Below are 26,551 nucleotides of genomic sequence, written 5' to 3' on the forward strand. Positions count from 1 at the left end.
CAGCCTCTCATCTTTTTGACGTAAAGACCTGCTCCGAGGGCCGCCGGGGCGGGTCTTCTTGTGTTAACGTTCAATGGAATTGTGCATGCGTCTTTACGATTGCGACCACTGCGGTCGACCCGTCCACTTCGATAACCGCTCCTGCGTGAGCTGCGGCCATCGTCTTGCCTTCGTGCCGGAGCGGCTGGCCATGCATGCTCTGCGGGAGGATGGGGACGGGACCTGGCATCTGGTCGCTCAGCCGGACTACAGGGTTCGGCTTTGCGCCAACGCAGCCATGGATATCTGCAATTGGACGGTCGCGGCGGAAGATCCGCATGCCTATTGCTCGTCCTGCCGGCACAACCGGCTGGTTCCCGATGCCTCCACGGAAGCCGGGCTCAACCAGTGGCGCCGCATCGGCCAGGCCCAGCGGCACCTCTTCTACTCGCTCCTGCGTTGGAACCTGCCCCTGACCGATCGGGAGGAAGATCCGCAAGGCGGTCTCGTCTTCGATTTCCTGGTGGATGAGATCGGGGCGGACGGCGTCGTCATCCCCGCCAGAACCGGCCATGAAAATGGGGTGATCGCCATCCGGGCGGCGGAGGCGGACGACCTCACGCGCGAAGAGGTGCGGGTCTCGATGAAGGAGCCCTATCGAACCCTGCTCGGCCATTTCCGTCACGAGATCGGTCACTACATCTGGAACAAGCTGGTGCGCGACGCCGATCGGCTGGAGCCCTTCCGGCTGGCGTTCGGCGACGAGCGCGAGGATTACGGTGCAGCGCTCAGGCGCCACTATGAGAACGGCCCGCCGGCGGGCTGGCAGGAAAACTGGATCAGCGCCTATGCGAGCGCTCATCCCTGGGAGGATTTCGCCGAATGCTTTGCCCATTACGTGCATATCGTCGATACGCTGGAGACCGCGCGGTCCTACGGCATGGCGATCGAGCCGCGCGGGCATGAGGATCTGGCCGCCGTCGTCGTCTTCAATCCCTATGCCGCCCGCGATGCCGAGCAGCTCGTCGCAGCCTGGATACCCTTCAGCCTGGCCCTGAACGGTATCCATCGCTCGATGGGCGTGCCGGATTTCTATCCCTTCATCCTCACGCCGACCGTGGTGGCGAAGCTCGAATTCATCCATGCCCTTATCCGGGCGCGGCATAGATGATGCCGCAGCTCCCCGGGGAGCTGCGGCGGATGCGGAGGCGCGAGACGTCAGAACGTCGTCTTCGTATCTAGCCCGAGTGCGATCCGGCCGGCAAAGTCGCTTTGCGGGCCGGTCCTCATCGGATGGTAGCGTGCGCCCTGCACATCCCGGAAACGGCGTTCCAGACCCTTGTCCCGATAGAAGGCGCAGCCGCCTGCCGTTTCCATGGCGAGTTCGGTTGCCGAAATCGCGTGGCGTGCCACAAGCCCGCGGCCGATCATGATTTCGTTGGTCGTCTCCGGCGAGGGATTGCCGCGCTCGGCAGTCGCAATCATGGCGGCATGGGCGTATTGCGCTGCCCGGAGCTCCGTTTCCATCTGACCGGCAAGCGCTATGACATGCGGGTCCGGCGCCCGCTGCTTAGCAATGGCAACCGCAATGTCGCGGGCGCTTTCCGCCACGCCCAGGTAGGCGGCGTAGATCAACGGGAAGGCGAGCATCGAGACGATGTGGAAGAGCATGTGCCATTCGCCTTGATTGCGTTTCAGTGCCACCGCCTCCTCGGGAACCACGTGCCCTTCCACGATCACGTCGTTGGAGCCGGTGCCGCGCATGCCGATCGCCTTCCATGTGGGGGCTACCCGCACATGCGGCGATTTCATCGGCAGGCCGAAGTGCAGGACCTTCGCTCCGTCCGGCTCCTCGATAACCGCGCCAGTCATCAGGATGTCGCCGGCGGGCGAACCGGAGGTGAAGATCTTCTGCGCCGTGATCCGATAGCCGCCTTCGACCTTCTCGGCCTTGCCGGAGCCCCTGATCCAATCGGAACCGCCGCTGGAAAGCAGGACCAGCCTTTCGGCGGCCACCCGCTTGAGAAGCGGCATGACAGGTGCCGCCTGCTGGTGCGTCCAGCGCCAGGCGGGAATGGCGACCTGATGGGTATGCATGGAGAAGGCAAGCGCAGTGGAGCCGCAATGATGAGCCAGCTCCTTGATCATCGCGCAAAGCTCTGCGATCTCGATGCCCCCGCCGCCGAGATCGGCCGGAACACCGGCTTCTACAAGGCCGGATTCCTTGAGCATCTGATAGTTTTCCGCGACGAAGGCATCGCCGTCATCCGCCGCCTCGGCCCGCGCCGCAAAGCTCGGCCCCAGCGACCGGGCGATGGCGACGACGCCGAGCGCCGCCGGACCGGTATTAAGTTCACTGACTGCTGACATGGTCATGTTCCTCCCATTGAGACGGAGGCGATTGTCGGCGGGGGTGGGATACTCCTCAAGTACAGGAAGTGTACTTCGGCCGCGTCTGCTATTGCCACTATTGGTGGCGGAGGTTTGCGGGCTGGAAGGTACATAAAGTGTATTTTGCAGGCGGGCCGGAGGGTCTATATTTCTTCTTTGGCCAATGAGGAGGGTGCCGTCATGGAAATGACTGCAAGCTACGGCCAGTTCTGTCCCGTCGCGATGGCTGCCGAGGTGTTCTGCACCCGGTGGACGCCGCTTGTCCTGAGAGAGCTTCTCTGCGGCAGCCGCCGCTTCAATGATCTGAGGCGCGGCGTGCCGCGCATGTCGCCGACGCTTTTGTCGAAACGCCTCAAGGAGCTTACCCAGGCGGGCATCATAGAAAGCCGCAGAAGCGCGGACGGAAGTATGGAATATCACCTGACGCCCGCGGGAGAGGAACTGCGCGAAGTGGTGATGGCGCTGGGTTTCTGGGGACAGCATTGGGTCGAAAGCGATCTCGCGCTGAGGAAGCTCGATCCTTCGCTTCTGATGTGGGATATGCGCCGGCACCTCGATCCGGACCCCATGGTCGCGGGGCGCTGCACGATCCTGTTCCTTTATCCGGACCTGCCTTCCGCCCGGCAGAGATACTGGCTGGTCGTGGAGGGGCGCGACGTGGATGTCTGCTCGACCGATCCCGGTTTCGAGGTGGATCTCTATGTCGAGTGTTCGCTGCGCACCATGACGGCCATCTGGATGGGGCTCGCTACCGTGCGAAGCGAGGTGGAGGAGGGGCGTCTGGAAATTGACGGCGATCCCGTGCTTGCGGCCTCCATGCAGCAATGGCTTGGGTTGAGCCCCTTCGCCCGCGAAGGGAAGGCGGCAAGCACGGCGGCCTGAGCTCTTGCGCTCAGGCCCGTTTGGTCAGCGGAAAACGCTCTTTCAGCAAACGCAGCACCGCATCGGCCGGCGCAGGCGGGCTGAAGAGGAAGCTCTGGGCGAAATGGCAGCCCATCTTGGCGAGCTCGGCCGCATCCTCGTCGGTTTCCACGCCCTCCGCCACCACGGTCATCTCCAGCGCGCGGGCCATGGCGATCACCGAGCGCAGCAGCACGGCCCGTTTATCGGAGGTATCGCCGACGAGCGCCTTGTCGAGCTTGATCGTGTCGAAGGGGAACTGCGTCAGATAGGCGAGTGAGGAATAGCCGGTGCCGAAATCGTCGAGCGCGAGGCTGAGCCCCGTCTCTTTCAGCCGCGCGAGCACGAGGCGCGCCTGTTCCGGGTTTTCCATCATCACCGATTCGGTGAGTTCCAGCTTGAGCTGCGCGGGATTGACCTGCGTCTTGGCGAGCAGCGTGCGCACGTCGTTGTAGAGCTCGGCGTTGAGAAGCTGGGCGCTGGAAAGGTTGGCGGAAACGAAGATCGGCAGCTCTCCCGTATGCTGCTGCCAGTCCATCAGGTCGTTCGCCGCGCGGTCGAGCGCGAACATGCCGAGTTCCCCGATGAGGTCCGACATTTCCGCGATCGGGATGAATTCGGAGGGCGGAATGCTGCCGCGTTTGGGATGCTCCCAGCGCAGCAGCGCCTCGAAGCCGGCGATCTCGCCGTCCTTCAGCTGGATGATCGGCTGATAGGCCAGCGAAAGTTCCTTGCGCTCGATCGCCCGGCGAAGGTCCGTCTCGATCTGCAGCCGGTCGGTTCCGGAGGAGCGGAAGGCCGGCCGGAACGGCTCGACCCGGTTGCCGCCCGCGCGCTTGGCCCGGTACATGGCGAGCTCCGCGTCGGCGAGCAGGCTGGCGGCGCTTTCCTGCTGGTCCACCCAGGAGGCGAGCCCGATCGAGGCCGTCAGGATGATCTCGCGGCCCGCGAAATTGATCGGCACCATGATCGCCTTGGAAACCGCATCGGCAAAATCGGCCACCTTCACCGGATCGCGTTCGGAAACCAGGATGAGGCCGAACTGGTCGCCGTTGAGGCGGGCGAGCGTATCCTGCGGCTTGAGGAGACGCCTGAGCCGGCGCGTCAGCGCGATCAGGATGTTGTCGCCCGCCGCGATCCCGAGCGAATCGTTCACTTGCTTGTAGCGGTCGATGTCGATCGACAGCACGGTCGGCCGCACGGTGTCGCCGCCCGGCGCCAGCGTCAGCACGGCCTGCAGCCGATCGAGGAAGACCTGGCGGTTCGGCAGGCCCGTGAGGTTGTCGTGCACCGCATCCTGCAGCAGGCGTTCGACGGAGTTCTTCTGCTCGGTGATGTCGACGACGGTGCCGACGCAACGGATGATCTCGCCGTCGGAGCCGAGCACCGGCCGCGCGCGAATCTGCAGCCAGTGGAAATGCCCGTCCTCGGCGCGAATGCGGAATTCGTGGTTCAGTCGGCCACGCCGGTGTTCGAGCAGCACATCGAGCGTGGCGCGGAAGCGGTCGCGATCGTCTGGATGAAGGCGCGGCAGCCAGTTGCGGACCGGTCCGTGCATGGAGCCCGGCGAAAGCCCGAGGCGCGTGGATATGTCGGGCGTGGTGACGACGCGGTCGCGCGCCACGTCCCAATCCCACACGGTGTCGCCGCTGCCGGTCAGCGCCAACGACTGGCGCTCGAGATCGGAGAACAGGCCCTGCTGGTAGGCGCCGCCGGCAAAGGCGTGCTGCATCACCGTGAAGCCGATCAGGAGCACGATCAGCACCAGGCCGCCGCCGAGCGCCGGCTGGATGATGTCGTTGTCGAGGCGGCCCGTCACCGTCAGCCAGGCGCCGAACAGCCAGACCAGGATCAACCCCCAGGTCGGCACCAGCAGGATGGCGCGGTCATAGCGGTTGAAGCCGAGATAGACGATGAGCAGGATGCCCGCCGTCGAGGTGAGCGCGAAGGAAAGCCGCGCGATGCCGGAAGCGATGGAGGGATCGTAGATCGCCACGCCGAAGAGCAGCACCAGACCCACTATCCAGGCAAGCGTGGCATAGCCGAGATGCACGTGCCAGCGGTTGAGGTTGAGATAGGTGAAGAGGAAAATCACCAGTGAGGAGGCGAGCGCCACTTCCGCGCAGGCGCGCCATATTCGCTGGTCGCTGGAGGTGATGGTGATGAGCTTGTCGAGGAAGCCGAAATCCACGCAGATATAGGCGAGCACCGCCCAGGCGAGCGCGGCCGCGGCTGGCAACATGGAGGTGCCCTTCACCACGAAAAGGATGGTCAGGAACACCGCAAGCAGGCCGGCGATGCCGAGCACGATACCGCGATAGAGCGTGAACGCGTTGACCGTGTCCTTGTAGGCTTCCGGCTCCCACAGATAGATCTGCGGCAGTTGCGGGGTTGCGAGTTCCGCAACGAAGGTGATGACCGAGCCCGGATTGAGCGTGATGCGGAACACGTCCGCATCGGGGCTCGGCTCGCGGTCGAGCGCGAAGCCTTCGGAAGGCGTGATGGCGATGATGCGCTGCGAGCCGAGGTCAGGCCAGAAAAGCTGTGAATTCACGAGCCGGAAATGCGGCGCCACGATCACGCGTTCGAGCTGTTCTTCGGAAACGTTGGCAAGCGCGAAGACGGCCCAGTCGCCCTGATGCCGGGGAGAACTCGCCCGTACCTCGATGCGGCGGCGGATGCCGTCGGCGCCGGCGGCCGTCGAAACCTGAAAGGCCTCTCCCTGGTTGGTGTAGATGTCGGTCGTCTCGGTGAGATCGAGCGCCGTATCGTCACGGGAAATCTTCACCGGCTCGGCCGCCCGTGCGGGGTGCGCCCCGAGCACGGCCGTCACCGTCATCAGGGCAAGAAGCGCTGCGAGCCAGCGGAGCGGAAGGACAAGACCTAGGCGGCGGGTACTCATGATTTCAGCATCTTCCCGAATTCGCCATCCTCCGGCAGCCGGGAATACATCACGTGATCGCGCCACTCGCCGTTAATCTTCAGATATTTCCGCAAAAGACCTTCCCGCACGAAACCGGCCTTCTCAAGAAGCCGCACACTTTTCCAGTTCTCCGGAATACAGGCTGCCTCAATCCGGTGCAACTGAAGTTCGCCGTAGATGTAGGGGATGGCCAGATTGAGGCCGGAAAGCATGTGGCCTTGCCCGGCGTGACGCTCTCCCATCCAATAGCCGATCATGCAGCTTTGCGCCGCCCCCCGGCGGATATAGCCGATGGTGAGACCGCCCAGCAGTTCCATGTCCTGGCGGCGGAAGAGGAGAAGGGGAACGGCAAGCCCGGAATTGAATTCCTGCCCGCAGCGTATCACGCGGGCGCGGAACGAGCTTTCGGTCAGGTCGTCGCTGCGCCAGACCGGCTCCCAGGGCTGCAGAAAGGCACGGCTCTCGTAGCGGAGCGCATGCCACTGCCTGTAATCCGAATAGCGGGGCAGGCGCAGCATGTGGTTCTCGCCGTAAAGCTCTGGTGTGTCCGGCTGCCGCGACAAGAACCGAAACACCGATTTTGCCATGCCCTTGCTCCAGGCGCCCTTTAACTTGCGGCTTTCTGCGTCCTTGCCCCGGGCGAGGAAAGCGCAGCGGAGATTTCCGACATGGGTGCCAGCCTTTCGATGGGGCCCACGGCCGACAATGTCGGAACTGTATCGAAAAACAGCCGGCCGGCAAGATCGGTCAGGCGTTCTGTCGTAATTCCCTCGAGGCGCTCCATCATTTCCTGGTTGGGGATGATGCGCCCGTAAAGGATCATCTGCCGGGCCATCTGGCCGGCGCGTGCCGCCGGGCTTTCCTGCCCCATCAGCAATTGCGCCCTGATCTGGGCGCGGGCGCGGTCGATCTCCTGATTGTCGATCCTGTCGGAAGCCTTGCGCAATTCGTCAATGACGACCGGCACCAGGTTCGGCAGCTCGTCGCCGCTCGTTGCCGCATGAACGCCGAAGATGCCGGTGTCCGAAAAGCCCCAATGGAAGGCGTAGACCGAATAACAGAGGCCGCGATGCTCGCGCACCTCCTGAAAGAGGCGGGAGGACATGCCGCCGCCCAGGATATTGGCGAGAATCTGCGAGCAATAGAAGTCGCGCATATGGTAGGCCTTGCCCTCGAAGCCGAGGAGGAGCTGGGCATCCATAAGGTCGCGGCTTTCCCTTGCGTCACCGCCGATATAGCGGGCCGCATCGAAGACCGGAGGCGCGCTCGCACTTTGCGGCAGCTTTGCAAAGCCCTGCTCCACCTGGCGGCAGAAGGTCTCGTGATCGACAGCCCCGGCGCCGACGACGAACATGCGATCGGTCGTGTAATTGCGAGAGAGATAGCCGCGGATCTGGTCCGGCGTGAAGCTTTTCACCTTTTCCGGCGTGCCGAGAATGGGCCGGCCGATCGTCTGGCCGCGATAGGCGACCTCCGAGAAACGGTCGAAAACCACGTCATCCGGCGTGTCGTTGGCGGCGCCGATCTCCTGCAGGATGACGTGTTTCTCACGCCGTAGCTCTTCCTCGTCGAAGACCGATTCCGTCAGGATGTCGGCGAGGATGTCGACCGCGAGCGGGACATGATCCTTCAGCACACGGGCATAATAGGAGGTGGTTTCGGTGGAGGTGGCGGCATTCAGCTCGCCGCCGACATTCTCGATCTCCTCGGCGATATCGCGGGCGCTTCGCCGGGTGGTGCCCTTGAAGGCCATGTGCTCGAGGAGGTGGGCGATACCGTGTTCTTCTTCGGTCTCGTTGCGAGACCCCGATTTGATCCAAACCCCGAGCGCCACGCTCTCCAGATGGGGCATCGTCTCGGTCACTACCGTCAGCCCGGAGGAAAGCCGGGTGATTTGTACATTCATAGTCTGTCTTTCCGGGCGCCGCCGATACTCAGTTCCTTGCCCGCGCATGCTCGCCGATGAATTTTTCGACGGCCTTGAGGTCCGGTTCCAAGACGTTGAAGCGCTCCTCCCTGTCCATCAGATCGGCGAGCCATGATGGAAGCGCGGGATCAATTCCGCAAGCGGATTTTACCGCGGCGGGGAATTTGGCCGGGTGCGCGGTTGCCAGCGTGACCATCGGACTGGACGGTCTTGAGTTCTTTTTCGCGACGAAAACGCCGGTCGCGGTATGCGGATCGATGAGGTAGCCGGTCGCCTCAAGCGTCTCCCGGATCGTCGCCGCCACCTGGCGTTCGGTGGCGCGTCCGGCGCGGAATTCGCGCTTGATGGCTTTCAGCGCCGGCGGCTGGATTTCGAAGGCTCCGGACTGCTTGAGGCCCGCCATGGCGGAGCGGATGGAGGAGGCGTCGCGCCCATAGGCCTCGAACAGCAGCCGTTCGAAATTGGAGGAAATCTGGATGTCCATGGAAGGCGATGTGGTCGCCTTGACGCCCTTCATCTCGTACCGTCCACTCTTCAGCGTCCGGGCGAGGATGTCGTTGTCGTTGGTGGCGATCACCAGTCGGTCGATCGGCAGCCCCATCTTCTTGGCGACGTATCCGGCGAAGATATCGCCGAAATTGCCGGTGGGCACGGTGAACGAGATTTTCCGGTCCGGTGCGCCGAGCGAAACCGCGGCGGTGAAGTAATAGACAACCTGCGCCATGATGCGCGCCCAGTTGATCGAGTTCACGCCGGAAAGCTTCAGCCGGTCGCGGAAGGCGGTGTCGTTGAACATCTCCTTCACGAGGTTCTGGCAGTCGTCGAAATTGCCCCTGACCGCAAGCGCATGCACGTTGGTGGCGTTCGAGGTGGTCATCTGCCGCTGCTGGACGGGGGAGACCTTGCCGTGCGGGAAGAGGATGAAGATATCGGTGCGGTCCCGCCCGGCGAAGGCATCGATCGCAGCGCCGCCGGTATCGCCGGAGGTTGCTCCGACGATGGTCGCGCGTTCGCCGCGTTCGGCAAGCACGTAATCCATTAGCCGGGCGAGCAGTTGCATCGCCACGTCCTTGAAGGCGAGCGTCGTGCCGTGAAAGAGTTCCAGCACGAAATCGTTGGACCCCGTCTGGACGAGTGGCACCACCGCCGGATGGCGGAACGTGGCATAGGCCTCGTCGATCATCGCCTTCAGCTTGTCGGCGGGGATCTCGTCGCCCACGAAATGTTTCAGGATCTCGAAGGCCACGTCCTGATAGGGTTTTCCCCGCAGCGCCCTGATCTCGCGCTTCGTCAGTGCCGGCCATTCGCGGGGCACGTAAAGGCCGCCGTCGCGAGCGAGTCCAGCCAGCAGCGCGTCACGGAAGCCGAGCGCGGGCGCTTCGCCCCGGGTAGAAATGTAGTCCACGACCTTCAATCCCCAATCGATTTTTCTTCGCGCCGCTGGTATAGACCAGGAAAATTGGCCATGAAAGGCCACAAAACGTGATCGCAGACCGGTTGCTGCGGAACAACGGGAAGAGGTGAAGAGAGTTGAGTAAGGTGTTCGGCAAGATATCGCGCGCGCTTGTCTCCATATCGCTCCTGGCTGTCGCGGCCGGCTGCAATTCTTCCTCGGAAGGTGGAGGGCTGGGGCTCGGCCAGCAGGCTTCCGCGGAGGCGCAACAGCCGGCGACGCCGGTGGTTCAGGCTTTCTGCCCGCCCGTGGTGATGCGTGAGGAGGCGGCTTTCCATCGTGTCTATGCACGCGGTGGCCAGGACGATCCGGAGAAGCTCCTCTATCAGGCGTCGCTTGCGGACGCGACCCGCGCCTGCACCGCAAACGAAACGACCCTGACCATCAACGTGGTCGCCCAGGGACGGCTCGTCACCGGCGCGGCCGGGGCTTCGGGCCCGGTCTCCCTACCGATTCGGGTGGAAGTGATCGATGGCGACAACGTCCTCTATTCGCAGGTCGTCAATTTCAGGGTCGACCTGCCGCCGGGCGCGCCTTCGACCCAGTTCGTCTTCAACAAACCGGATGTCTCCATTCCGAACGGACAAGGCGGTGCCTCGCGCTTCACGCGTGTTCGCCTCGGCTTCGAGACGGGACCGGCGAAGAAGGCCCGGTCCTGATAGCGGATGTTTAGACCGCGCCCGCCCATTCGGTGAGCGCGGCGACCACCGCCGGCAGATCGACCATGCGCGAAATCACGGTTTCAGCGCCGGCATCCGTCAGCCGGTCGGAATGGCTCGCATAGGTGTGCGAGGCGCCGGTGAAGCCGACGACGCGCATGCCGGCCGCGCGTGCGCCATGGATGCCGTGGACCGAATCTTCGATCACCAGCACCTTGGACGGCGAGACGTTGAATTGCTCGGCTGCGTGCAGGAAAATGTCCGGCTTCGGCTTTGCCCGATCGGGGCCGAGATCCTTGGCCGAGAAGATGTGGGGCGCGAAATAGGGCTTCAGCCCGACCTTGGTCAGCATCATGTCGAGCCGGTGAGAGCTCGAATTGGAGCAGATGCAGCGCTGCGTGGTGAGGCGCGCAAGGGCGAACTTCACGCCATCGATGATCTTCACTTCGCGCGCGAGCTTGGCGTCGAGCAGCTTTTCCGATTTGTCGAGCAGCGAGGCGGAGAAGGGGATGTCCGCTTCTTTCTCGACCGCCAGCAGAATGTCCTTCCAGGTCAAGCCTGCGAAGCGCTCGCCCATTTCCTCGACGCTGATCGGATAGCCGGCCTCGGTGAGCAGCCGTGATTCCACCTGTGCCGCGATGATCTCGGAATCGACCAGAACGCCGTCGCAATCGAAAATGATGAGGTCGAATCCACTCATGATGAAACGCCTTGTTGGGGGAGGTACGGGGCCTTTTATACGAGGCGCGCGGCAAGCTCAACCGATGCGGCTGCATGGCAGGGGTGCAGCCCTCGACAACCCCAGGCAGGCCGTCTAATGAACGCACATGGGCAAGGAGCCGGAAGACACAATCGCCAGCCGCATCAGCAGGGAGCTTGCCGATCGCATCGTGCGCGGCGAACTGGCGCCGGGCGCCCGCCTCCGCCAGGATCACATAGCCGAGGAATTCCAGACCAGCCACGTGCCGGTGCGTGAGGCCTTCCGCCGGCTGGAGGCGCAGGGGCTGGCGATCAGCGAGCCGCGCCGTGGCGTGCGGGTCGCTTCCTTCGATCTGGCCGAAGTCCGCGAAGTGGCGGAAATGCGCGCCGCCCTCGAAGTGCTGGCATTGCGCCATGCGGCGCGCCACCTGACGCCCGCGATCCTTGAAGCCGCGGAAGAGGCGACCCGCGAGGGCGATGCCGCAGCCGACGTGCGGGCCTGGGAGGAGGCGAATCGCCGCTTTCACCGGCTCATCCTGACCCCCTGCGGCATGAACCGCCTGCTCGCCTCGATCGACGATCTGCACGCCGCGAGCGCCCGCTTCCTCTTCTCCGCCTGGCAGTCCGGCTGGGAAAAACGTACCGACCACGACCACCGGGCCATTCTGCTGGCGCTTCGTCAGGGGCGGACGGAGGAGGCCTGCGGCATCCTCGAAAAGCACGTGCAGTGGATCGGCCGCGCACCCCAGAGCGTGAAATCCGGCGCTGCACGCGAAGCCTTCGCCATCGTCGGTTGACGATTTCTCAAAAATTATAGATTTTTTTAAATCTGCATTTTCCCTGGAAAATTCAGAGGTTTTTGGCTCTTCTTTGCCTCGAAGTTTCGGCATCTTTCGGAACGGCGCTTGCCTTTGGGAAAAATCGTCGGCATGAAAATATATGGGAATCGAATTTTATCTATAATTTAAAAAAGGAGAGGCAAATGTCCCTGACCAATTCCTATGAGACCCTCGTATTCGACCCTCTGCGGCTGGCCGACCGCTCGCTCGCGACGAAGGCGGTTTTCGTCCTCGCCGGCACGCTCGTGCTGGCGCTCGCCTCGCGCATTTCGGTGCCTATGTATCCGGTGCCGATCACCATGCAGACCTTTGCGATCACCATGATCGGCGCGCTTTACGGCTGGCGGCTCGGTGGCCTCACGGTGCTTGCATGGCTTGGCGAAGCAGCGCTGGGCGCGCCGGTTCTCGCCAACGGATCAGGCGGGCTTGCTCCTTTCGTCGGTCCAACCGCGGGCTATCTCGCGTCTTTCCCGATCATCGCCGCACTTGTGGGCTGGCTTGCCGAGCGTGGCTGGACCGGCGAAAAGATGGTGCGGAGCTTTTTCGCGCATTTCAGTGCCAATCTGCTCTGCCTGGCGATCGGCGGTGCTTATCTCTCGTGGCTGATGGGAATTGAGAAGGGCTGGCTCCTGGGCGTCGCTCCCTTCATTCTCGGGGCCTTCCTGAAGTCCGCTTTGGCGGCTGCCGTGCTCAAGGGCGTGCGGGCCTATAGCGGTCGCACCGATCTCAATTGACGATCCGGCTTCGGGCCCATCATCTCCTCTGCATGCTGACATTCGTCGGTGAAGGCTATAGTCCGGCCTTCACCGCGAATTACCGCCGCATCGCCGAGCGGCTGTCGGCGGGGGAGGAGATCGAGATCGTCCATGGTCCGGACGATATCTGCGCTCCGCTCCTGGCCGATGCCGACGCGCATTGCTTCCGACAGAGCGTCGAAACGAGAGATCAACTCGCCGCGAGTGATGTCGGCGCGCTGCTCGGCATGGCGATAGTGGAGGGGTTGGTGATCCGGCCCGATGCGGCATTCCTGGCGAAGCTTCGCGAGGGATTTTCAAAGCATTCCGTTCGCGGGGCCTGTAGCGGCTGCGAATGGAGCTCCTTGTGTGATCGCATCGCGACCGAAGGCTTCGACGGCGTTCTGGTCGGTCCGGCCCGTCTCACTCGGCCGGAAACAGCGAGAGAAACTTCCGCTCGCCGGATGGGGTGAAGAGGATCGCGCGGCTATCCTCACTCCGCCGCGCCCAGCCGTTTTGGAGGAAGTGCGAAAGCAATGCCTTGCCGAGCGTGCCGGCAAGGTGCGAACGGCGCTCGCTCCAGTCGAGACAGGATTTGCAGAGCGGCCGCCTGCTCGAAGCGAGCGTATCGAGATCGATGCCGATTTCGGAAAGCCGGGCGCGGCCCTGATCCGTGAGCCGGAGGTTTTCGCCCTCCGCATCGATCGCCCCGCTCTGCACGAAGCTGTCGAGCATCCGCACCCCGTAATCTCCGGCAAGATGGTCGTAGCAGACGCGCGCTTTGCGCAGCGCGGGGTCTTTCGGTCCTGGCCGATGGCGCAGATGCCCGCGGCTTGCGGCAAAAACCATGATGCCTTCCAGAAGCGAAGCCGTTGCAGTATCCGCGAGCGCATAATAGCGGTGCCGGCCCTGCTTCCGCTGTGAGATGATGCCGCCGTCTTCGAGCTTGGAAAGATGAGAGCTTGCCGTCTGCAGCGTCACGCCGGCGGCCTGGGCAAGTTCGGTCGCCGTCAGCGCTCGGCCGCCCGTCAGCGCAGTCAGCATGTTGGCGCGTGCCGGATCGCCGATCAGCGTGCCTATGCGGGCTATGTCGGGACCTTCCTTCATACTTCGATCATAACCGAAGCATCTCCGTCGCACAACGTGTCAAAGTCATCCCATGAAAAACGGAGAGACAACATGATTACCTGCTTCATCCGCTACGAGATCGACCCTTTCAAGAAGGAGAAATTTGCGGATTATGCCCGCGCCTGGGGCCAGGCTATCCCACGTTGCGGAGCAGACCTGATCGGCTATTTCGGCCCGCACGAGGGCTCGGCCACCACTGCCTACGGCCTCTATAACATCGAGAACCTCGCGGCCTACGAGGCCTATCGCGCGCGTCTGGCGGAAGACCCGCTGGGCCGCGAGAACTACGAGTTCGCCAAGCGCGAGCGCTTCATCCTGAAGGAAGACCGCATTTTCCTGAAGAACATGTCCCTGCCGCACGGAGCTTTCGTAAAGCCATGATCGCCGTCATCTTCGAAGTGCTGCCCTATATGGGCGAACGCCACAGATATCTCGACCTTGCGGGCGAGCTTCGCTCCGAACTCGAAAAGATCGATGGCTTCATCTCCATCGAGCGGTTCGAGAGCCTGACGCTGCGCGGCAAGATCCTGTCGCTCTCCTTCTGGAGGGATGAGGAGGCCGTGCGGCAATGGCGCAATCTCGAGAGCCACCGCGCGGCCCAGCGCGCCGGCCGCAACGGCATCTTCGCCGATTACCGCCTGCGGATAGGCCATGTGGTGCGCGACTACGGCATGACCGAGCGCGCCGAGGCACCGGAGGATAGCCGGGAAGCGCATGCGGCTTAGTAGGACTGGTCCACCTGCTTTTGAATGGCCTCAATCGCGATCCGAAGTCTGGGAAGCTCATCGATGATAACGCCCCAGATGATCTTGTCGGACAGGCCATGATATTCGTGTCTCAACACGTTTCCGATGCCCTTGACCCGCGGCCAAGGTATTTCCGGCCGCGTATTCTTGAGCTCGGCCGGAATACTGCGACTGGCCTCCGAGATTATCTCGACGGCACGCTCCAGCCCGAGTTTTAGAATTGGGTCATTCTGGTAATCAGTGAATGACTTCCCTGCAATCGCCGTCTCGACGATAGCGATCGATTGAAGAATGTCATTGAGAAAATGCCGGATTTCACGCGCCATTAAAAGACCTGCACGGCGGAGTTTTCGATCTTGTCCTTCAGCATCGGATGCAGGCTGTCTCGCGTGGTTACATCGACCGGCAGATGCAACTCGTCTTCCAAAAAGAGTTTGATGCCAACGAGGTCGAACGCGTTGAAGCGGCTCTGCGGATCGTAATCGATGAACAGGTCGAGGTCGCTCGTTTCCGCGGCCTCGTCCCTTGCAACCGAGCCGAAGAGATAAAGCGAGGTCGCGCCGAGTGCCCGGATGGCATCGGCATTCCGTCTCAGTCTTTCGATCGCTTCGTCCTTTTTCATGGGCATCATTCTAGCGCATGGGCTCACGTCTTTCCATGTGTCCGGATTTTTTCTCGAAATCGCTCATGCGCTTCAGGTTTTGGTAACCAACTTGGGTAACCATAACAGCCAGTAAAGAGTATTAGCGTAGCGAGTATCCCATGGCGTCTGTCCTGCCGCTCGCCGACCTGAAAGTTCAGGCTCGGCCAGCCTCCTGGCTTAATTCCATCATCAAGGGCGATTGCGTGGCCGCGCTGGAAGCGCTGCCGGATCAGTCCGTCGACGCGATCTTCGCCGATCCTCCCTACAATCTCCAGCTCGGCGGCACGCTGCACCGGCCGGATCACTCGGTGGTGGATGCCGTCGATGACGAGTGGGATCAGTTCGCCTCCTTCGAGGTCTATGATGCCTTCACCCGCGCCTGGCTGCTCGCCTGCCGGCGCGTTCTGAAGCCGAACGGCACGATCTGGGTCATCGGCTCCTATCACAACATCTTCCGCGTCGGCACGATGCTGCAGGACCTCAACTTCTGGATCCTGAACGATATCGTCTGGCGCAAGACGAACCCCATGCCGAACTTCAAGGGCCGTCGCTTCCAGAACGCGCATGAGACAATGATCTGGGCCAGCCGTGATCCGAAGGCCAAGGGCTATACCTTCAATTACGATGCGCTGAAGGCCTCCAACGACGACGTTCAGATGCGCTCGGACTGGCTCTTCCCGATATGCTCTGGCCACGAGCGGCTGAAGGGCGAGGACGGCAAGAAGGTTCATCCGACCCAGAAGCCGGAGGCGCTGCTCGCCCGTGTCATCATGGCTTCCACCAAGCCCGGTGATGTCGTGCTCGATCCCTTCTTCGGTTCCGGCACCACCGGCGCCGTCGCCAAGCGCCTCGGCCGAAACTTCGTCGGCATCGAACGCGAGCAGGACTATATCGATGCCGCCACCGCCCGCATCGCCGCCGTCGAGCCTCTCGGCAAAGCCGAGCTGACGGTCATGACCGGCAAGAAGGCCGAGCCGCGCGTCGCCTTCAACACGCTGATCGAAAGCGGGCTGGTCAAGCCCGGACAGGTGCTGACGGACGCCAAGCGTCGCTACAGCGCCATCATCCGCGCCGATGGCACGGTTGCTTCGGGCGGCGACGCCGGCTCCATTCATCGTCTCGGCGCCAAGGTCCAGGGGCTCGATGCCTGCAACGGATGGACCTTCTGGCACTTCGACGACGGACAATCCCTGCGTCCGATCGACGACCTGCGCGCGGTTATCCGCAGTGGTCTTGCGAAACTGGACTGATCCACCGGTCCTCAAGCCCGATCTCGAAATTCCTTCTCTCGGTTTCACCTCTAGTCCCGAAGAAGGATAATTGACGCCCGGGGAGGCTGACCCCGGGCGTCAATAGTCTGCCGCCGTCCGCTTAGGGCGCGCGGCATCCGATGAGGTCAGGCCGCTTCCAGAGCGCTCATCGCCAGCCGGCGCGCGATCTCGCGAGCCTGCGCTTCGGCAAGTTCTACGGATACTCTGTGCCGGTCGTCCTTGAATTCCTGGTATTCGATCGCGACGGTTTCGATTGCGTCCGCTGAGACGCCGAAATAGTGGGCGCAGGCGGCAATCGCCGGGTCGAGCGCGTTCATATGCGCGCGCAACCCGCCCGGCGCGAAGCCGAATTCCCCGCGCGACGACAACACGACGAGCCGCTTGCCCGAAAGTATCGGCGCGATGGGTATGTCGCCCCGTGAAAGATCGAACGAGAAGGTGCGGCCGATTCGGGCGACATGGTCGATCCATGCCTTCAACGTGGATGGAATGCCGTAATTGTACATGGGCACGCCCATGACAAGGATATCCGCCTCAATGACCTCGTCGATAAGCCGGTCGGAAAGCGCCAGCTTTTCGGTCATCCAGCTTTCGCGCGTCTCCGGTGGGGTAAACGCGGCATGAATGAAGCGGTGATCTATCGGTGGAACCGGAAAACGCCCCACATCCCGCGTGACGATACGGGCCGAGGGAGCCTGCCGCCGATACTCCTCGATGAAGAGATTGGTCAGGCGGCGGGTCAGCGAGCGGTCTTCGAGTTGGGCGCTCGAATCGATGCGCAGCAGGGTGGTCATGGTATCTCCTTGTCTCTGGTCGCGGGCAAAAGCCCGCTTCGGGGCCAAGAGCTACCAGCGGCCGAAAGGCTTGGCGAAAGCGAATATTTCAGAGATAAGGTGAATGAGATTCATCTTCCGAGCTCCCGAAAAGAGATCGACATGCGCCGATTGCCGCCTTTGCACGCGCTCAGGGCCTTCGAAGCCGCCGCCCGGCATCTCCACTTCTCCAAGGCGGCGGAAGAGCTCAACCTGACGCCGACGGCGGTCAGCCACCAGGTTCGCCATCTCGAAGACATTCTGGGCGTCACGCTCTTCCACCGCTATCCTCGTCCGGTTCGTCTGTCGCCGGAAGGCGAGACGCTCTATCCGGTGCTGAGAGAAGCGCTCGATCGCGTTGCCGCGGCGGTCGAGGATATCTCGGCCGTGCGTCTGGATCGGCCGCTGACCGTCTCCGTCACGATGGCTTTTGCAAGCCGATGGCTGACGCCGCGCCTGCCAAGCCTGCGGGCCGAAACCGGCCTTGCTTTCGCGATCGAAGCGGAGGATCGGCCGGTGGATCTGCATGCCTCCGATGTCGATATCGCGATCCGCTATTCGGAAGCGCCGGGGCAGGGGGCGGAGTGGGTCCGCCTTTTCGACGACCGCATCGTGCCGGTCTGCGCGCCGCCGCTTCTGCAAGGGCGTTCCCCTGACCTGGACCCCGGAGAAATAGCCGGGCTGCCGCTGATACACTATCGCTGGAAGTCGAAATCGAAAGATGCCCCGTCATGGGAGCGCTGGTTCGCGCGTGCGGCCCAAGGCCTGCCGGGAAAGCCTGCGGTTCAAACTTTCTCGGAAGAGGTCCATGCGATCGACGCAGCCGTCGCGGGGCAGGGCGTGGTGCTGGCCTCCGAGGTGCTTGTTTCGGATTTGCTCGCGCGCGGCGAGCTTATCCGGGTATCGCAGATTACCCTTCCCGGACTGGCCTTCTGGGGCGTGTTCCTGAGTTCCAATCCACGAGCCGGCGAGTTGAAATTGTTCATGGATTGGATGCGAAAGCAGAAATAGGCCCATTCGCAGAAGCTGACGTCGGGCGTTACTCTTTCGGGGAATATTTTATCCCGCCATCAAGCCTCTTTATTTAAGTTTTGATTCATATATTACTGAAGATCAAGAATCTTCGATGCTTTTCAGCATATCTTGAACAGGCGCATACCTCAGGACCAATCGATATTCAGTTTCGGGCGCGGCGGATGATCGAGCATATACCGGAAGAGGAATTCGTAGAGACGATCTATGCCTGTCTCCTCGGCGAGCTGCCATGGCCGAGCCTGATGACGCGCATCGATGCGCTGCTGCCGAATGCGATCAGCAATTTCGTGATGGTGGAAAGCCGCGGCTCGCGTGCCAATGTCGAGCTCAGCACCAATTGCCCGGCCGATGCCATAGAAAGCTACAACAGCTATTATCATCGCGTGCATCCGTGGATGTCCAAGGCTTTCATGCAGCCTATCGGCATGGGCATGATCTCGGATCAGCTGATGCCGAGAAGCCAATCCATGCGGACGGAATATTATAACGACTTCATGCGGCCGCTGGGGGTAACATGCGGCGTCGGCGTCGTTCCGGTCCGCAATAGCGAGGGTGTCCTGCTTCTCAGCACGCTCAATGCAAGCGCGGAACCGGAAGAGATGCTCGCGGTTGCCGATCTTCTCACCCGTCTCTCTCCGCACCTGCAGCGCGCCTTTCACTTTTACCGGCGCCGCGCCGCAGCCGAAGCCGCCGAAAAAGAGGCCATGCTGACCGCGATAGGCGTGGGTACCGTGCTCGTCCGGCAGGGGCGCTTCGTCCGTTCCACGAGCGATAAGGCTCGGATAATGATCGAGGAAGGATGCGGCATCAGCATTTCGCCAACAGGCCGCGCCATGTTTTCCGATGACGAAGCGAGTGGACGGCTCGACCTGATGCTGAAGCGCGATTTCACCGGAAATTCCGTTTTCTCCACCATGGCCGAGCGGAACGGCAAGCGGTTCCGCTATACTCTCCTGCGCCTGGCTTCCGATTACATCAGCGAATTTCTCGAGGGGCCGACCGTCGCGGTCCTGATCGAACGAAACGAGCAGGATAGGGCCCGCCAGCAGGACGCGCTGCTTGCCGCCTATGGTCTCACACCGGCCGAAGCAAGGGTTGCCGCGCGGCTGGTGAAGGGGGAAACCGTGGACGAAGTCGCCTTCGCCCACGGTGTTTCGCGCGAGACGGTCCGCACCCAGATCAAGAGCATCTACGCCAAGCTCGGCGTGAGCCGTCAGGTGGACCTGCTGCGTCTGCTGCTTTGAAGCATGTCGCGCCAAACCGTGCTGTGGTTTTGCGATAACGACACGCGCAAGCGCTTAAACCTCGACGCCGTGGGCGGCGAGGTCCTTCTTTAGATTTTCGGCATCCGTGAAGTGGATGGCCTGCCAGCCGGCAGCCCTGGCGCCTTCCACATTGGGGTAGGAATCGTCGATGAAGATCGTGGCGTCCGGCTTCAGCCCGAAATCGCGGCTATGCTTCTCATAGATCGCCACATCCGGCTTGATGAGCCCGATCTCGCCCGACACGGTGACCCCGCGCGGCTTGTTGAGGAAGGGGAAGAGCTCGCGGGCATGGGTGAAGGTATCGGCCGCGAAATTGGTCAGCATCGTCACGTCGCGGCCCTTCTCGATCAGCCCTTCCATGATGGCGACGCTGCCCTCATAGGCGTGGGGCACCATCTCGTGCCAGTATTTACGGAAGGCGCGAATCTGCTCCTCGCGCTCCGGATGCTTCTCGATCAGCAGGCTTTCGGCGTCTTCCCATTTGCGGCCACGGTCCTGCTCCAGGTTCCATTCATGGGTGCAGACATTGAGGAAGAACCAGCGGCGTTCCTCTTCGTCCGGAATGATGCGGCTATAGGGAATGTTGGGATCGTAATGGATCAGAACCTTGCCGATGTCGAAAACGATGTGGTCGATCTTTGCCGCCATGAATGCCTTGGCTCCCTTGGATTAACTAAACCCGTGAATCAATTGGGTTGGAACGCCCGTGGAATAGCCTGGACGATCGCTTTTTTCATGACGGTCGGCAGCGCCTGGGCATCAAGATTTGTGACCGGCTCCCACCAACCGTCATCATGCACGACCTTTTCGGTCAGTGCCCGGAAGATGGATAATCTGAGTTCGAAATGCGTGAAGACATGGGTAACCGCGCCGCAGGCCTCCCACTTTGCGGGGAAGGGCGCATGGCCCGCGGTGGAGCCACCGTCGATCCGCGAGGTCCAGCCGGTGGTGGGCACTTCGGTCATGCCGCCGAGCAGCCCGCTCTCGGCACGCCGTCTGAGCAGGACCTCGCCCCCCGGCGTCACCGCTATGAAGGCGGCGCCCACGCGGATCGGTTTCTCCTTCTTCGCCGCCTTCACCGGAAACCTCTCCGGATCGTGTTCGGCGAAGGCGAGACAGTCTTCACGCAACGGACAGAGAATGCAGCTCGGCCGCTTCGGCGTGCAGATCGTCGCGCCGAGATCCATCATTGCCTGCGCGAAATCGCCGGGCCGGTCGGTCGGCGTCAATGCCGCCACCTGTCGCTTCATCAGCGGCTTGGCGCCCGGCAGTGGCGCATCGATCGCATGAAGGCGCGAGATCACCCGCTCGACATTGCCGTCCATGACGGTGGCGGGGCGGTTGAAGGCGATCGCCGCGACGGCGGCGGCCGTATAGTCGCCGATGCCGGGAAGCTGCCGCAGGCCTTCCTCGGTACCGGGAAATACCCCGCCATGCTCGCCGGCCACCGCCTCGGCGCATTTCTTGAGATTTCGGGCGCGGGCGTAATAGCCGAGCCCAGCCCAGGCGGCCATGACGTCCTCGACAGGCGCGGCGGCAAGGTCCGTCACCTTCGGCCAGAGCGTCAGAAACTTGGTGAAATAGGGTTTGACCGCCTGCACCGTGGTCTGCTGCAGCATCACTTCCGAAAGCCAGATGTGGTAGGGATCGGCCCTTTTGCCGGCTTTCGCCGCGGCCGGGCTCACCCGCCAGGGCAGCTCCCGGTGGTGCCGGTCGTACCAGGTGAGGAGTGTATCTGCCGGATTGCGCGCGGTGACAGGTTGCGTTGTTGGCTGAGGGGTCATTCTGAGCTATATGAGCTTGAAGTTTCACGATGTCGAGATATCGCATGACGGCTGGGGAAGCACTTCGTTGGGTTTTCCGCGCCGCGCTTGCTCTAATGGTCGTGACTGCATTCGCAATTGTGGTGGTGGTGCTGAATTTTTCCAGCGGCTGGTGTCCCCACGGAGATTTTGATCAATATCCGGCAGATCATCCTGCCTGCCCGACCTCCGTTTCGAGTACGAAGCCTTGAAGAAACCATTTACGCCGAAGCGCGAACTGCAAATCTCGGAAGTGGCGAACGGGATCATCGATCCCGTGCTCGCCCGCCGCGCCGGCATTTCCACGGCCCTTCTCGGCTCCTGGGATGATATCGCCGGCGAGGAATTTGCCGATTGCACGCGTCCGGAAAAGATCGCCTGGCCTCGGCGTGACGCGGCCGGCGAGGCCGAAGGTTACCAATCCGGCGTGCTGACGATTGCTTGCGAAGGCGCGCGTGCGCTCTTCCTCACCCATGCGCAGGGCGAGCTGATCTCCCGCATCAACAGCTTCTTCGGCTTTCCGGCGGTGCGTCAGATCCGCATCGTACAGAAGCCGGTATCGGCCACCTTCCGCCATCCGCGCAAGCCGCCGCCCTTGAAGGGAGAGGCCGCGCGCAAGCTTCAGGAGATGACGGCGGGCATCGAGAGCGAGGTCTTGAAAAAGGCCGTCGAGCGCCTCGGCACGGCGGTTCTCCAGAAGAAGCGGTAAGTAGGTCGCACAAAAGTGTGCCGCGGTTTTGCGATAACGACATGCGTAACCGAAGGCGTGAGGGCGAACCCGGAAGTTCGCGGCGCTTCACCCGTACAGCTTCCGTTCAGCTCCGGCCTGTCACACATCTTTGAAGAGATTTCCCTATCGACGGCTTGTTAGTGCCTTGGGGCCGCGATACGGAAATGACGAAGAATTCAGCTTTCTTGAACAAGGGTGTTCCATGCAGCTTACCGAAACCACCATCACCCGGCGTGCTCTTCTCGGCAGCGCCGCCGTCGCGGCTCTCTGCCTGGCTCCCCCGCTCGGCGTTTCGCAGGCGCTGGCGCAGGAGCTTCCCAAATCCGAGGGCGACGATGTGGATATGGCCGAAGTGCTGAAGCCCGGCCCGCTGCCGGAAATGGCGCTCGGACCGGAAAATGCGCCGGTCCAGATCGTCGAATACATGTCGATGACCTGCCCGCATTGCGCCAACTTCCACAACAACACCTTCGCTGCGATCAAGACGAAGTATGTGGATACTGGCAAGGTCCGCTTCATCGTGCGCGAATTCCCGTTCGATCCGCGTGCTGCTGCCGCCTTCATGCTGGCCCGCTGCAATCCTTCCAATCCGGAGGAGCGCACCACGCCGGAACAGTACGAAGCGATGGTCTCCATGCTCTTCAAACAGCAGCAGACCTGGGCTGCGGCCGAAGATGGCCGCGCCGCGCTGCTGCAGATGTCGAAACTTGCGGGTTTCTCACAGGAGAGTTTCAACGCCTGCTTGACGAACCAGCAGCTTCTCGATGATGTGAACGCAACCATGCAGCGGGGTGCGAACGACTTCGGCGTCAATTCCACGCCGACCTTCCTGATCAATGGGAAGAAGTACACTGGAGACATGTCGGTTGAATCCATGTCGGCGCTCATCGACAGCCTGCTTTGATCGTTTCCCCCGAAGGGGGAAGGCGAGGGGCGCGGCATGAAGTTCACCAAGCTGCGCGTCGTCGGGTTCAAGTCCTTCGTGGAGCCGACGGAATTCGTCATCGAGCGCGGGCTGACCGGGGTGGTCGGCCCGAACGGCTGCGGCAAGTCCAATCTTGTCGAAGCGCTGCGCTGGGTGATGGGCGAGAATTCCTACAAGAACATGCGCGCGTCCGGCATGGACGACGTGATCTTTTCCGGCTCCGGCAACCGCCCGGCCCGCAACACCGCCGAGGTCGGCCTTCACCTCGACAATTCCGACCGCACCGCGCCCGCCGCCTTCAACGATAGCGACGAGATCCAGGTCTCCCGCCGTATCGAGCGGGAATCCGGCTCCATCTATCGCATCAACGGCAAGGAAGCGCGCGCCAAGGATGTCCAGCTTCTTTTCGCCGATGCCTCGACCGGCGCCCGCTCGCCTTCCATGGTGGGGCAGGGGCGCATCGGTGAGCTGATCCAGGCAAAGCCGCAGGCTCGCCGCCAGCTTCTGGAAGAGGCGGCCGGCATTTCCGGCCTGCATTCGCGTCGTCATGAGGCCGAGCTTCGCCTGCGCGCTGCCGAAGGCAATCTGGAGCGCCTGGAAGATGTCGTCACGCAGCTCGAAAGCCAGATCGAGAGCCTGAAGCGCCAGGCCCGCCAGGCGAACCGCTTCAAGTCGCTGTCCGCCGATATCCGCTCCCGCGAGGCCATGCTGCTGCATATCCGCTGGGTGCAGGCGAAGGAGGCCGAGGGAGAGGCCGAAAGCGCGCTCAACCAGGCGACCATCGTCGTCGCCGAAAAGGCGCAGGCGCAGATGGAGGCCGCCAAGGGGCAGGGCATCGCCAGCCTCAAGCTGCCGGAACTGCGCGAGGAGGAGGCGAAGGCGGGAGCAGCGCTCCAGCGCCTGCAGATCGCCCGCGGCCAGCTCGAGGAGGAGGTTAACCGGCTCCTGAAACGCCGCGACGAACTCACCCGCCGCCTTGCGCAGCTCGCCGAGGATATCCGGCGCGAGGAGCGCTTGGTGGCGGATAACGCCGCCTTTCTCGCCAAGCTCGACCAGGAGGAGGCCGAACTCAATGAGCTCCTGGCCGATTCCGGCGTGGAGGCAGAGGATGTGCGGGTGGCCTTCGAGGCGGCTGCCGAAACCCTTGCGGCAAGCGAAAAGCTGTTTGCCGCCATCACTGCCGAGCGCGCCGAGGCCGCGGCGGCGCGCAACCAGCTCGAACGGCTGATCCGCGATCTTTCCGAGCGGCGCCAACGGCTCGACCGGCAGTTGGGAGAGGCGGAAGCGGAGCTTGCTTCGATCACCGAGCGGCTCTCCGGTCTCGATGATCCTTCCGAAAAGCGTGAGACTGTGGAAGCGGCCGAGTTCGCGGTCGAGGAAGCAGCGGCCATGGCCGAGGAGGTCGAGGCGGCGCTTGCCGAGGCGCGTTCGAACGAGACGCTTGCCCGCGCGCCCGTGGAAGCTGCCCGCGCAAGCTTAAACGGGCTCGAAACGGAAGCCCGGACGATCCGCAAGATGCTCGCTGCCGGCGATGCGTCGGGTGATTTCGCGCCGGTCGCGGAAATGATCCGCGTCGATCGCGGTTATGAAGCCGCACTCGGCGCGGCCCTGGGCGATGATCTCGAAAGCCCGGTCGATGCCTCCGCTCCGGCCCATTGGTCGCTCAACGGCGATGGCGCCGACGATCCGGCCTTGCCGCAGGGCGCCGAACCGCTCATCGATCGCGTGACGGCTCCCCCGGAACTCGCCCGCCGCCTGCGCCAGATCGGCGTGGTTGACTTGGCGGATGCCGTGAGGCTGGTGGCGCTGTTGAAGCCCGGCCAGCGCCTGGTGACGAAAGAAGGCGCGGTCTACCGTTGGGATGGCCATGTGAAGGGATCGGAGGCGCCGGGTGCCGCCGCCCTTCGGCTCGCCCAGAAGAACCGGCTTTCTGAGCTGGAAGCGGAAATCGACGAGGCGCGCATCCTGCTCTCCGAGGCGGAAGATGTGGCCGCCGCCGCCGCCGGCGAAATCGCCGCGCAGGAGCGGCGTCTTGCTGATGCGCGCGATCGCAGCAGGCTTGCCGCGCGCCAGCTCGCCGAAGCCCGCGATGTGCTGGCCGCCGCCGAACGCGCCGCCGGCGACCTGATGCGCCGCCGCGATGTGGTGGCGGAGGCTGTGAGCCAGGTGAAGGCGCAGCTCGAGGATCTCGGCCTTCAGGAGGAGAATGCCCGGGTCGAACTGGAAGACGCGCCGGATATTTCGGATATGGATGAGCGGCTGCGCGACCAGCAGATGGCGGTTGCGACCGATCGCGGCCTGCTCGCCGAAGCGCGCGCGCGTCACGAAGGGCTGAACCGCGAGATCGAGGCACGCCGCCGCCGGCTGTGCGCGATCGCCCAGGAACGCACCTCGTGGCAGGCCCGGGCCGCGAGCGCCGAGGATCATGTGGCGACCTTGCGGGAACGCGAGGAGGAGGCGCGCGAAGAGATCGTCGATCTCGAAGCCGCGCCGGAGGAATTCGACGACAAGCGCCGCGCCCTGATCGACGAGCTGCAGAAGGCGGAGGAAGCGCGCCGCATGGCCTCCGACCGGCTGGCCGAGGCCGAAACCCGCCAACGCGAGGCGGACCAGATAGCCGCCACCGCGCTTTTGGAGCTTGCCGAGGCGCGTGAAAAACGCGGCCGGGCCGAGGAGCGCCTGGTTTCGGCCGCCGAAAAGCGTCATGAAAGCGAACAGCGCATCCGCGAGGCGCTCGGCGTCGCGCCGCACGAGGTGTTGCGTCTCGCCGGTCTCCAGGCGGGGGGTGCGCCTCCCGATCCGCGCGATATCGAGCGTGAGGTGGACCGGTTGAAGATGGAGCGTGAGCGGCTCGGTGCCGTCAATCTGCGCGCCGACGAGGAACAGCAGGAGCTTGCCGAAAAGCTCGCGACGCTGGTGCGCGAACGGGATGACGTGATCGAGGCTATCCGCAAGCTGCGCGGCGCGATCCAGAGCCTCAATCGCGAAGGGCGCGAGCGGCTGATCGCCGCCTTCGACGTGGTCAACACGGAGTTCCAGCGCCTCTTCACCCATCTTTTCGGCGGCGGCACGGCCGAGCTGCAGCTCATCGAATCGGATGATCCGCTGGAGGCCGGGCTGGAAATCCTGGCGCGTCCGCCGGGCAAGAAGCCGCAGACGATGACGCTGCTTTCGGGCGGCGAACAGGCATTGACGGCGATGGCGCTGATCTTCGCGGTCTTCCTCACCAATCCGGCGCCGATCTGCGTGCTGGACGAGGTGGACGCGCCGCTCGACGACCACAATGTCGAGCGCTACTGCAACCTGATGGACGAGATGGCCGCCTCCACCGAGACGCGGTTCGTCATCATCACGCACAACCCCATCACCATGGCGCGCATGAACCGGCTGTTCGGCGTCACCATGGCCGAACAGGGGGTCTCGCAGCTCGTTTCCGTCGATCTGCAGACCGCCGAGCTGATGCGCGAAGCAAGCTGACGGCCGGCTTCCGACCCCGATATTTCATCCCCGAAAATTCGATTCAAATGCGTTAAATCACCCATATGGGTGATGTTCGAAATGGGCTATACATGCCTTTATCCCGTCACAATTCTTAACCCGCGTTAGGGTTTCGACGGTCCAACAGTTTCATGTACCCCCCGTCCGGGTCTCCTGTCCTGGACGGAAAGCTTTGCGGGGCCGCTTGTGATC

Annotated in this window: 26 protein-coding genes; 14 read left to right on the forward strand and 12 right to left on the reverse strand. The window is 62.9% G+C overall.

Annotated features, from left to right (window positions below):
* The first annotated feature begins 85 nt into the window (after positions 1–85).
* The gene (locus ACE04I_RS09415; RefSeq protein WP_046795932.1) at positions 86–1,150 is read left to right on the forward strand and encodes a zinc-binding metallopeptidase family protein; all 1,065 of its coding nucleotides are present in this window, start codon (positions 86–88) and stop codon (positions 1,148–1,150) included.
* A gap of 47 nt (positions 1,151–1,197) precedes the next feature.
* Here the strand turns inward: ACE04I_RS09415 and ACE04I_RS09420 are convergent, their stop codons facing one another.
* Positions 1,198–2,349, reverse strand: a complete 1,152-nt coding sequence (locus tag ACE04I_RS09420) for an acyl-CoA dehydrogenase family protein (protein ID WP_046795931.1) — start codon at positions 2,347–2,349, stop codon at positions 1,198–1,200.
* A gap of 201 nt (positions 2,350–2,550) precedes the next feature.
* On the opposite strand from ACE04I_RS09420, the gene ACE04I_RS09425 reads away from it, so the two are divergent.
* Positions 2,551–3,252 (forward strand): winged helix-turn-helix transcriptional regulator, encoded by a 702-nt coding sequence (locus ACE04I_RS09425; protein ID WP_046795930.1) that lies wholly within the window; start codon positions 2,551–2,553, stop codon positions 3,250–3,252.
* A gap of 10 nt (positions 3,253–3,262) precedes the next feature.
* On the opposite strand, the gene ACE04I_RS09430 is transcribed toward ACE04I_RS09425, so the two are convergent.
* Genes ACE04I_RS09430 through thrC form a run of 4 tightly spaced genes read right to left on the reverse strand, consistent with a single transcriptional unit; the run spans position 3,263 to position 9,534 of the window.
* The gene (locus ACE04I_RS09430) at positions 3,263–6,109 is read right to left on the reverse strand and encodes an EAL domain-containing protein (protein ID WP_245282141.1); all 2,847 of its coding nucleotides are present in this window, start codon (positions 6,107–6,109) and stop codon (positions 3,263–3,265) included.
* A 59-nt stretch (positions 6,110–6,168) separates the two neighbouring features.
* The gene (locus ACE04I_RS09435) at positions 6,169–6,780 is read right to left on the reverse strand and encodes a GNAT family N-acetyltransferase (RefSeq protein WP_046795928.1); all 612 of its coding nucleotides are present in this window, start codon (positions 6,778–6,780) and stop codon (positions 6,169–6,171) included.
* A gap of 20 nt (positions 6,781–6,800) precedes the next feature.
* Positions 6,801–8,099 (reverse strand): M16 family metallopeptidase, encoded by a 1,299-nt coding sequence (locus ACE04I_RS09440; protein ID WP_046795927.1) that lies wholly within the window; start codon positions 8,097–8,099, stop codon positions 6,801–6,803.
* A 28-nt stretch (positions 8,100–8,127) separates the two neighbouring features.
* Entirely contained in the window at positions 8,128–9,534 is a 1,407-nt protein-coding gene (gene thrC / locus ACE04I_RS09445) for a threonine synthase (protein ID WP_170986309.1), read from the reverse strand.
* A 125-nt stretch (positions 9,535–9,659) separates the two neighbouring features.
* Between thrC and ACE04I_RS09450 the strand changes: the two genes are divergently transcribed.
* On the forward strand, positions 9,660–10,232 hold the full coding sequence (locus ACE04I_RS09450) for a PilZ domain-containing protein (RefSeq protein ID WP_137326674.1): 573 nt from the start codon (positions 9,660–9,662) through the stop codon (positions 10,230–10,232).
* 10 nt (positions 10,233–10,242) lie between these two features.
* On the opposite strand, the gene ACE04I_RS09455 is transcribed toward ACE04I_RS09450, so the two are convergent.
* On the reverse strand, positions 10,243–10,932 hold the full coding sequence (locus ACE04I_RS09455) for an HAD family hydrolase (protein WP_046795926.1): 690 nt from the start codon (positions 10,930–10,932) through the stop codon (positions 10,243–10,245).
* A 127-nt stretch (positions 10,933–11,059) separates the two neighbouring features.
* On the opposite strand from ACE04I_RS09455, the gene ACE04I_RS09460 reads away from it, so the two are divergent.
* From ACE04I_RS09460 to ACE04I_RS09470, 3 genes are all read left to right on the forward strand, one after another.
* Positions 11,060–11,728: a GntR family transcriptional regulator gene (locus ACE04I_RS09460; protein WP_046795925.1), complete on the forward strand. Its 669-nt coding sequence runs from the start codon at positions 11,060–11,062 to the stop codon at positions 11,726–11,728.
* A gap of 185 nt (positions 11,729–11,913) precedes the next feature.
* Complete coding sequence (locus ACE04I_RS09465; protein ID WP_046796075.1) at positions 11,914–12,504, forward strand: biotin transporter BioY; 591 nt, start codon at positions 11,914–11,916, stop codon at positions 12,502–12,504.
* Positions 12,501–12,977 carry a DUF1284 domain-containing protein gene (locus ACE04I_RS09470; protein ID WP_046795924.1) on the forward strand — a complete coding sequence of 159 codons (477 nt, stop codon included), beginning with the start codon at positions 12,501–12,503 and terminating at the stop codon, positions 12,975–12,977. The genes ACE04I_RS09465 and ACE04I_RS09470 overlap by 4 nt, the downstream gene beginning before the upstream one ends.
* Here ACE04I_RS09470 and ACE04I_RS09475 read toward each other — a convergent pair.
* Positions 12,928–13,611: an ArsR/SmtB family transcription factor gene (locus tag ACE04I_RS09475; protein WP_487207000.1), complete on the reverse strand. Its 684-nt coding sequence runs from the start codon at positions 13,609–13,611 to the stop codon at positions 12,928–12,930. The two genes, ACE04I_RS09470 and ACE04I_RS09475, sit on opposite strands and share 50 nt — an antisense overlap.
* Positions 13,612–13,683: 72 nt before the next feature.
* Between ACE04I_RS09475 and ACE04I_RS09480 the strand changes: the two genes are divergently transcribed.
* Positions 13,684–14,013, forward strand: a complete 330-nt coding sequence (locus ACE04I_RS09480) for an NIPSNAP family protein (RefSeq protein ID WP_046795922.1) — start codon at positions 13,684–13,686, stop codon at positions 14,011–14,013.
* Positions 14,010–14,357: an antibiotic biosynthesis monooxygenase family protein gene (locus tag ACE04I_RS09485; RefSeq protein WP_046795921.1), complete on the forward strand. Its 348-nt coding sequence runs from the start codon at positions 14,010–14,012 to the stop codon at positions 14,355–14,357. The genes ACE04I_RS09480 and ACE04I_RS09485 overlap by 4 nt, the downstream gene beginning before the upstream one ends.
* Here ACE04I_RS09485 and ACE04I_RS09490 read toward each other — a convergent pair.
* Complete coding sequence (locus ACE04I_RS09490) at positions 14,354–14,704, reverse strand: HepT-like ribonuclease domain-containing protein (protein ID WP_046795920.1); 351 nt, start codon at positions 14,702–14,704, stop codon at positions 14,354–14,356. The genes ACE04I_RS09485 and ACE04I_RS09490 overlap by 4 nt on opposite strands.
* Positions 14,704–15,000, reverse strand: a complete 297-nt coding sequence (locus ACE04I_RS09495) for a nucleotidyltransferase family protein (protein WP_046796074.1) — start codon at positions 14,998–15,000, stop codon at positions 14,704–14,706. Before ACE04I_RS09495 ends, ACE04I_RS09490 begins: the two co-directional genes overlap by 1 nt.
* Before the next feature lie 140 nt (positions 15,001–15,140).
* Between ACE04I_RS09495 and ACE04I_RS09500 the strand changes: the two genes are divergently transcribed.
* Positions 15,141–16,271: a site-specific DNA-methyltransferase gene (locus tag ACE04I_RS09500; RefSeq protein WP_046795919.1), complete on the forward strand. Its 1,131-nt coding sequence runs from the start codon at positions 15,141–15,143 to the stop codon at positions 16,269–16,271.
* A gap of 146 nt (positions 16,272–16,417) precedes the next feature.
* Here the strand turns inward: ACE04I_RS09500 and ACE04I_RS09505 are convergent, their stop codons facing one another.
* Positions 16,418–17,086, reverse strand: coding sequence for an FMN-dependent NADH-azoreductase (locus ACE04I_RS09505; protein ID WP_046795918.1), 669 nt, complete (start codon positions 17,084–17,086; stop codon positions 16,418–16,420).
* A 141-nt stretch (positions 17,087–17,227) separates the two neighbouring features.
* Between ACE04I_RS09505 and ACE04I_RS09510 the strand changes: the two genes are divergently transcribed.
* Together ACE04I_RS09510 and ACE04I_RS09515 are read left to right on the forward strand one after the other, a co-directional pair.
* Positions 17,228–18,115 carry a LysR substrate-binding domain-containing protein gene (locus ACE04I_RS09510; RefSeq protein ID WP_046796073.1) on the forward strand — a complete coding sequence of 296 codons (888 nt, stop codon included), beginning with the start codon at positions 17,228–17,230 and terminating at the stop codon, positions 18,113–18,115.
* A 185-nt stretch (positions 18,116–18,300) separates the two neighbouring features.
* Positions 18,301–19,383: a helix-turn-helix transcriptional regulator gene (locus tag ACE04I_RS09515; RefSeq protein ID WP_046795917.1), complete on the forward strand. Its 1,083-nt coding sequence runs from the start codon at positions 18,301–18,303 to the stop codon at positions 19,381–19,383.
* A 54-nt stretch (positions 19,384–19,437) separates the two neighbouring features.
* Here ACE04I_RS09515 and ACE04I_RS09520 read toward each other — a convergent pair whose 3' ends face one another.
* Both ACE04I_RS09520 and mutY read right to left on the reverse strand, forming a co-directional pair.
* Entirely contained in the window at positions 19,438–20,052 is a 615-nt protein-coding gene (locus ACE04I_RS09520; RefSeq protein WP_046795916.1) for an HAD family hydrolase, read from the reverse strand.
* A 38-nt stretch (positions 20,053–20,090) separates the two neighbouring features.
* Positions 20,091–21,188: an A/G-specific adenine glycosylase gene (mutY, locus tag ACE04I_RS09525; RefSeq protein WP_046795915.1), complete on the reverse strand. Its 1,098-nt coding sequence runs from the start codon at positions 21,186–21,188 to the stop codon at positions 20,091–20,093.
* Positions 21,189–21,414: 226 nt separating this feature from the next.
* Between mutY and ACE04I_RS09530 the strand changes: the two genes are divergently transcribed.
* From ACE04I_RS09530 to ACE04I_RS09540, 3 genes are all read left to right on the forward strand, one after another.
* Positions 21,415–21,915 (forward strand): DUF721 domain-containing protein, encoded by a 501-nt coding sequence (locus ACE04I_RS09530; protein ID WP_046795914.1) that lies wholly within the window; start codon positions 21,415–21,417, stop codon positions 21,913–21,915.
* Positions 21,916–22,138: 223 nt separating this feature from the next.
* Positions 22,139–22,840: a DsbA family protein gene (locus tag ACE04I_RS09535; RefSeq protein WP_046795913.1), complete on the forward strand. Its 702-nt coding sequence runs from the start codon at positions 22,139–22,141 to the stop codon at positions 22,838–22,840.
* Positions 22,841–22,876: 36 nt separating this feature from the next.
* Positions 22,877–26,338 carry a chromosome segregation SMC family protein gene (locus ACE04I_RS09540; protein WP_046795912.1) on the forward strand — a complete coding sequence of 1,154 codons (3,462 nt, stop codon included), beginning with the start codon at positions 22,877–22,879 and terminating at the stop codon, positions 26,336–26,338.
* Positions 26,339–26,551 lie beyond the last annotated feature (213 nt).

Source organism: Rhizobium moroccans (genome assembly GCF_057559155.1).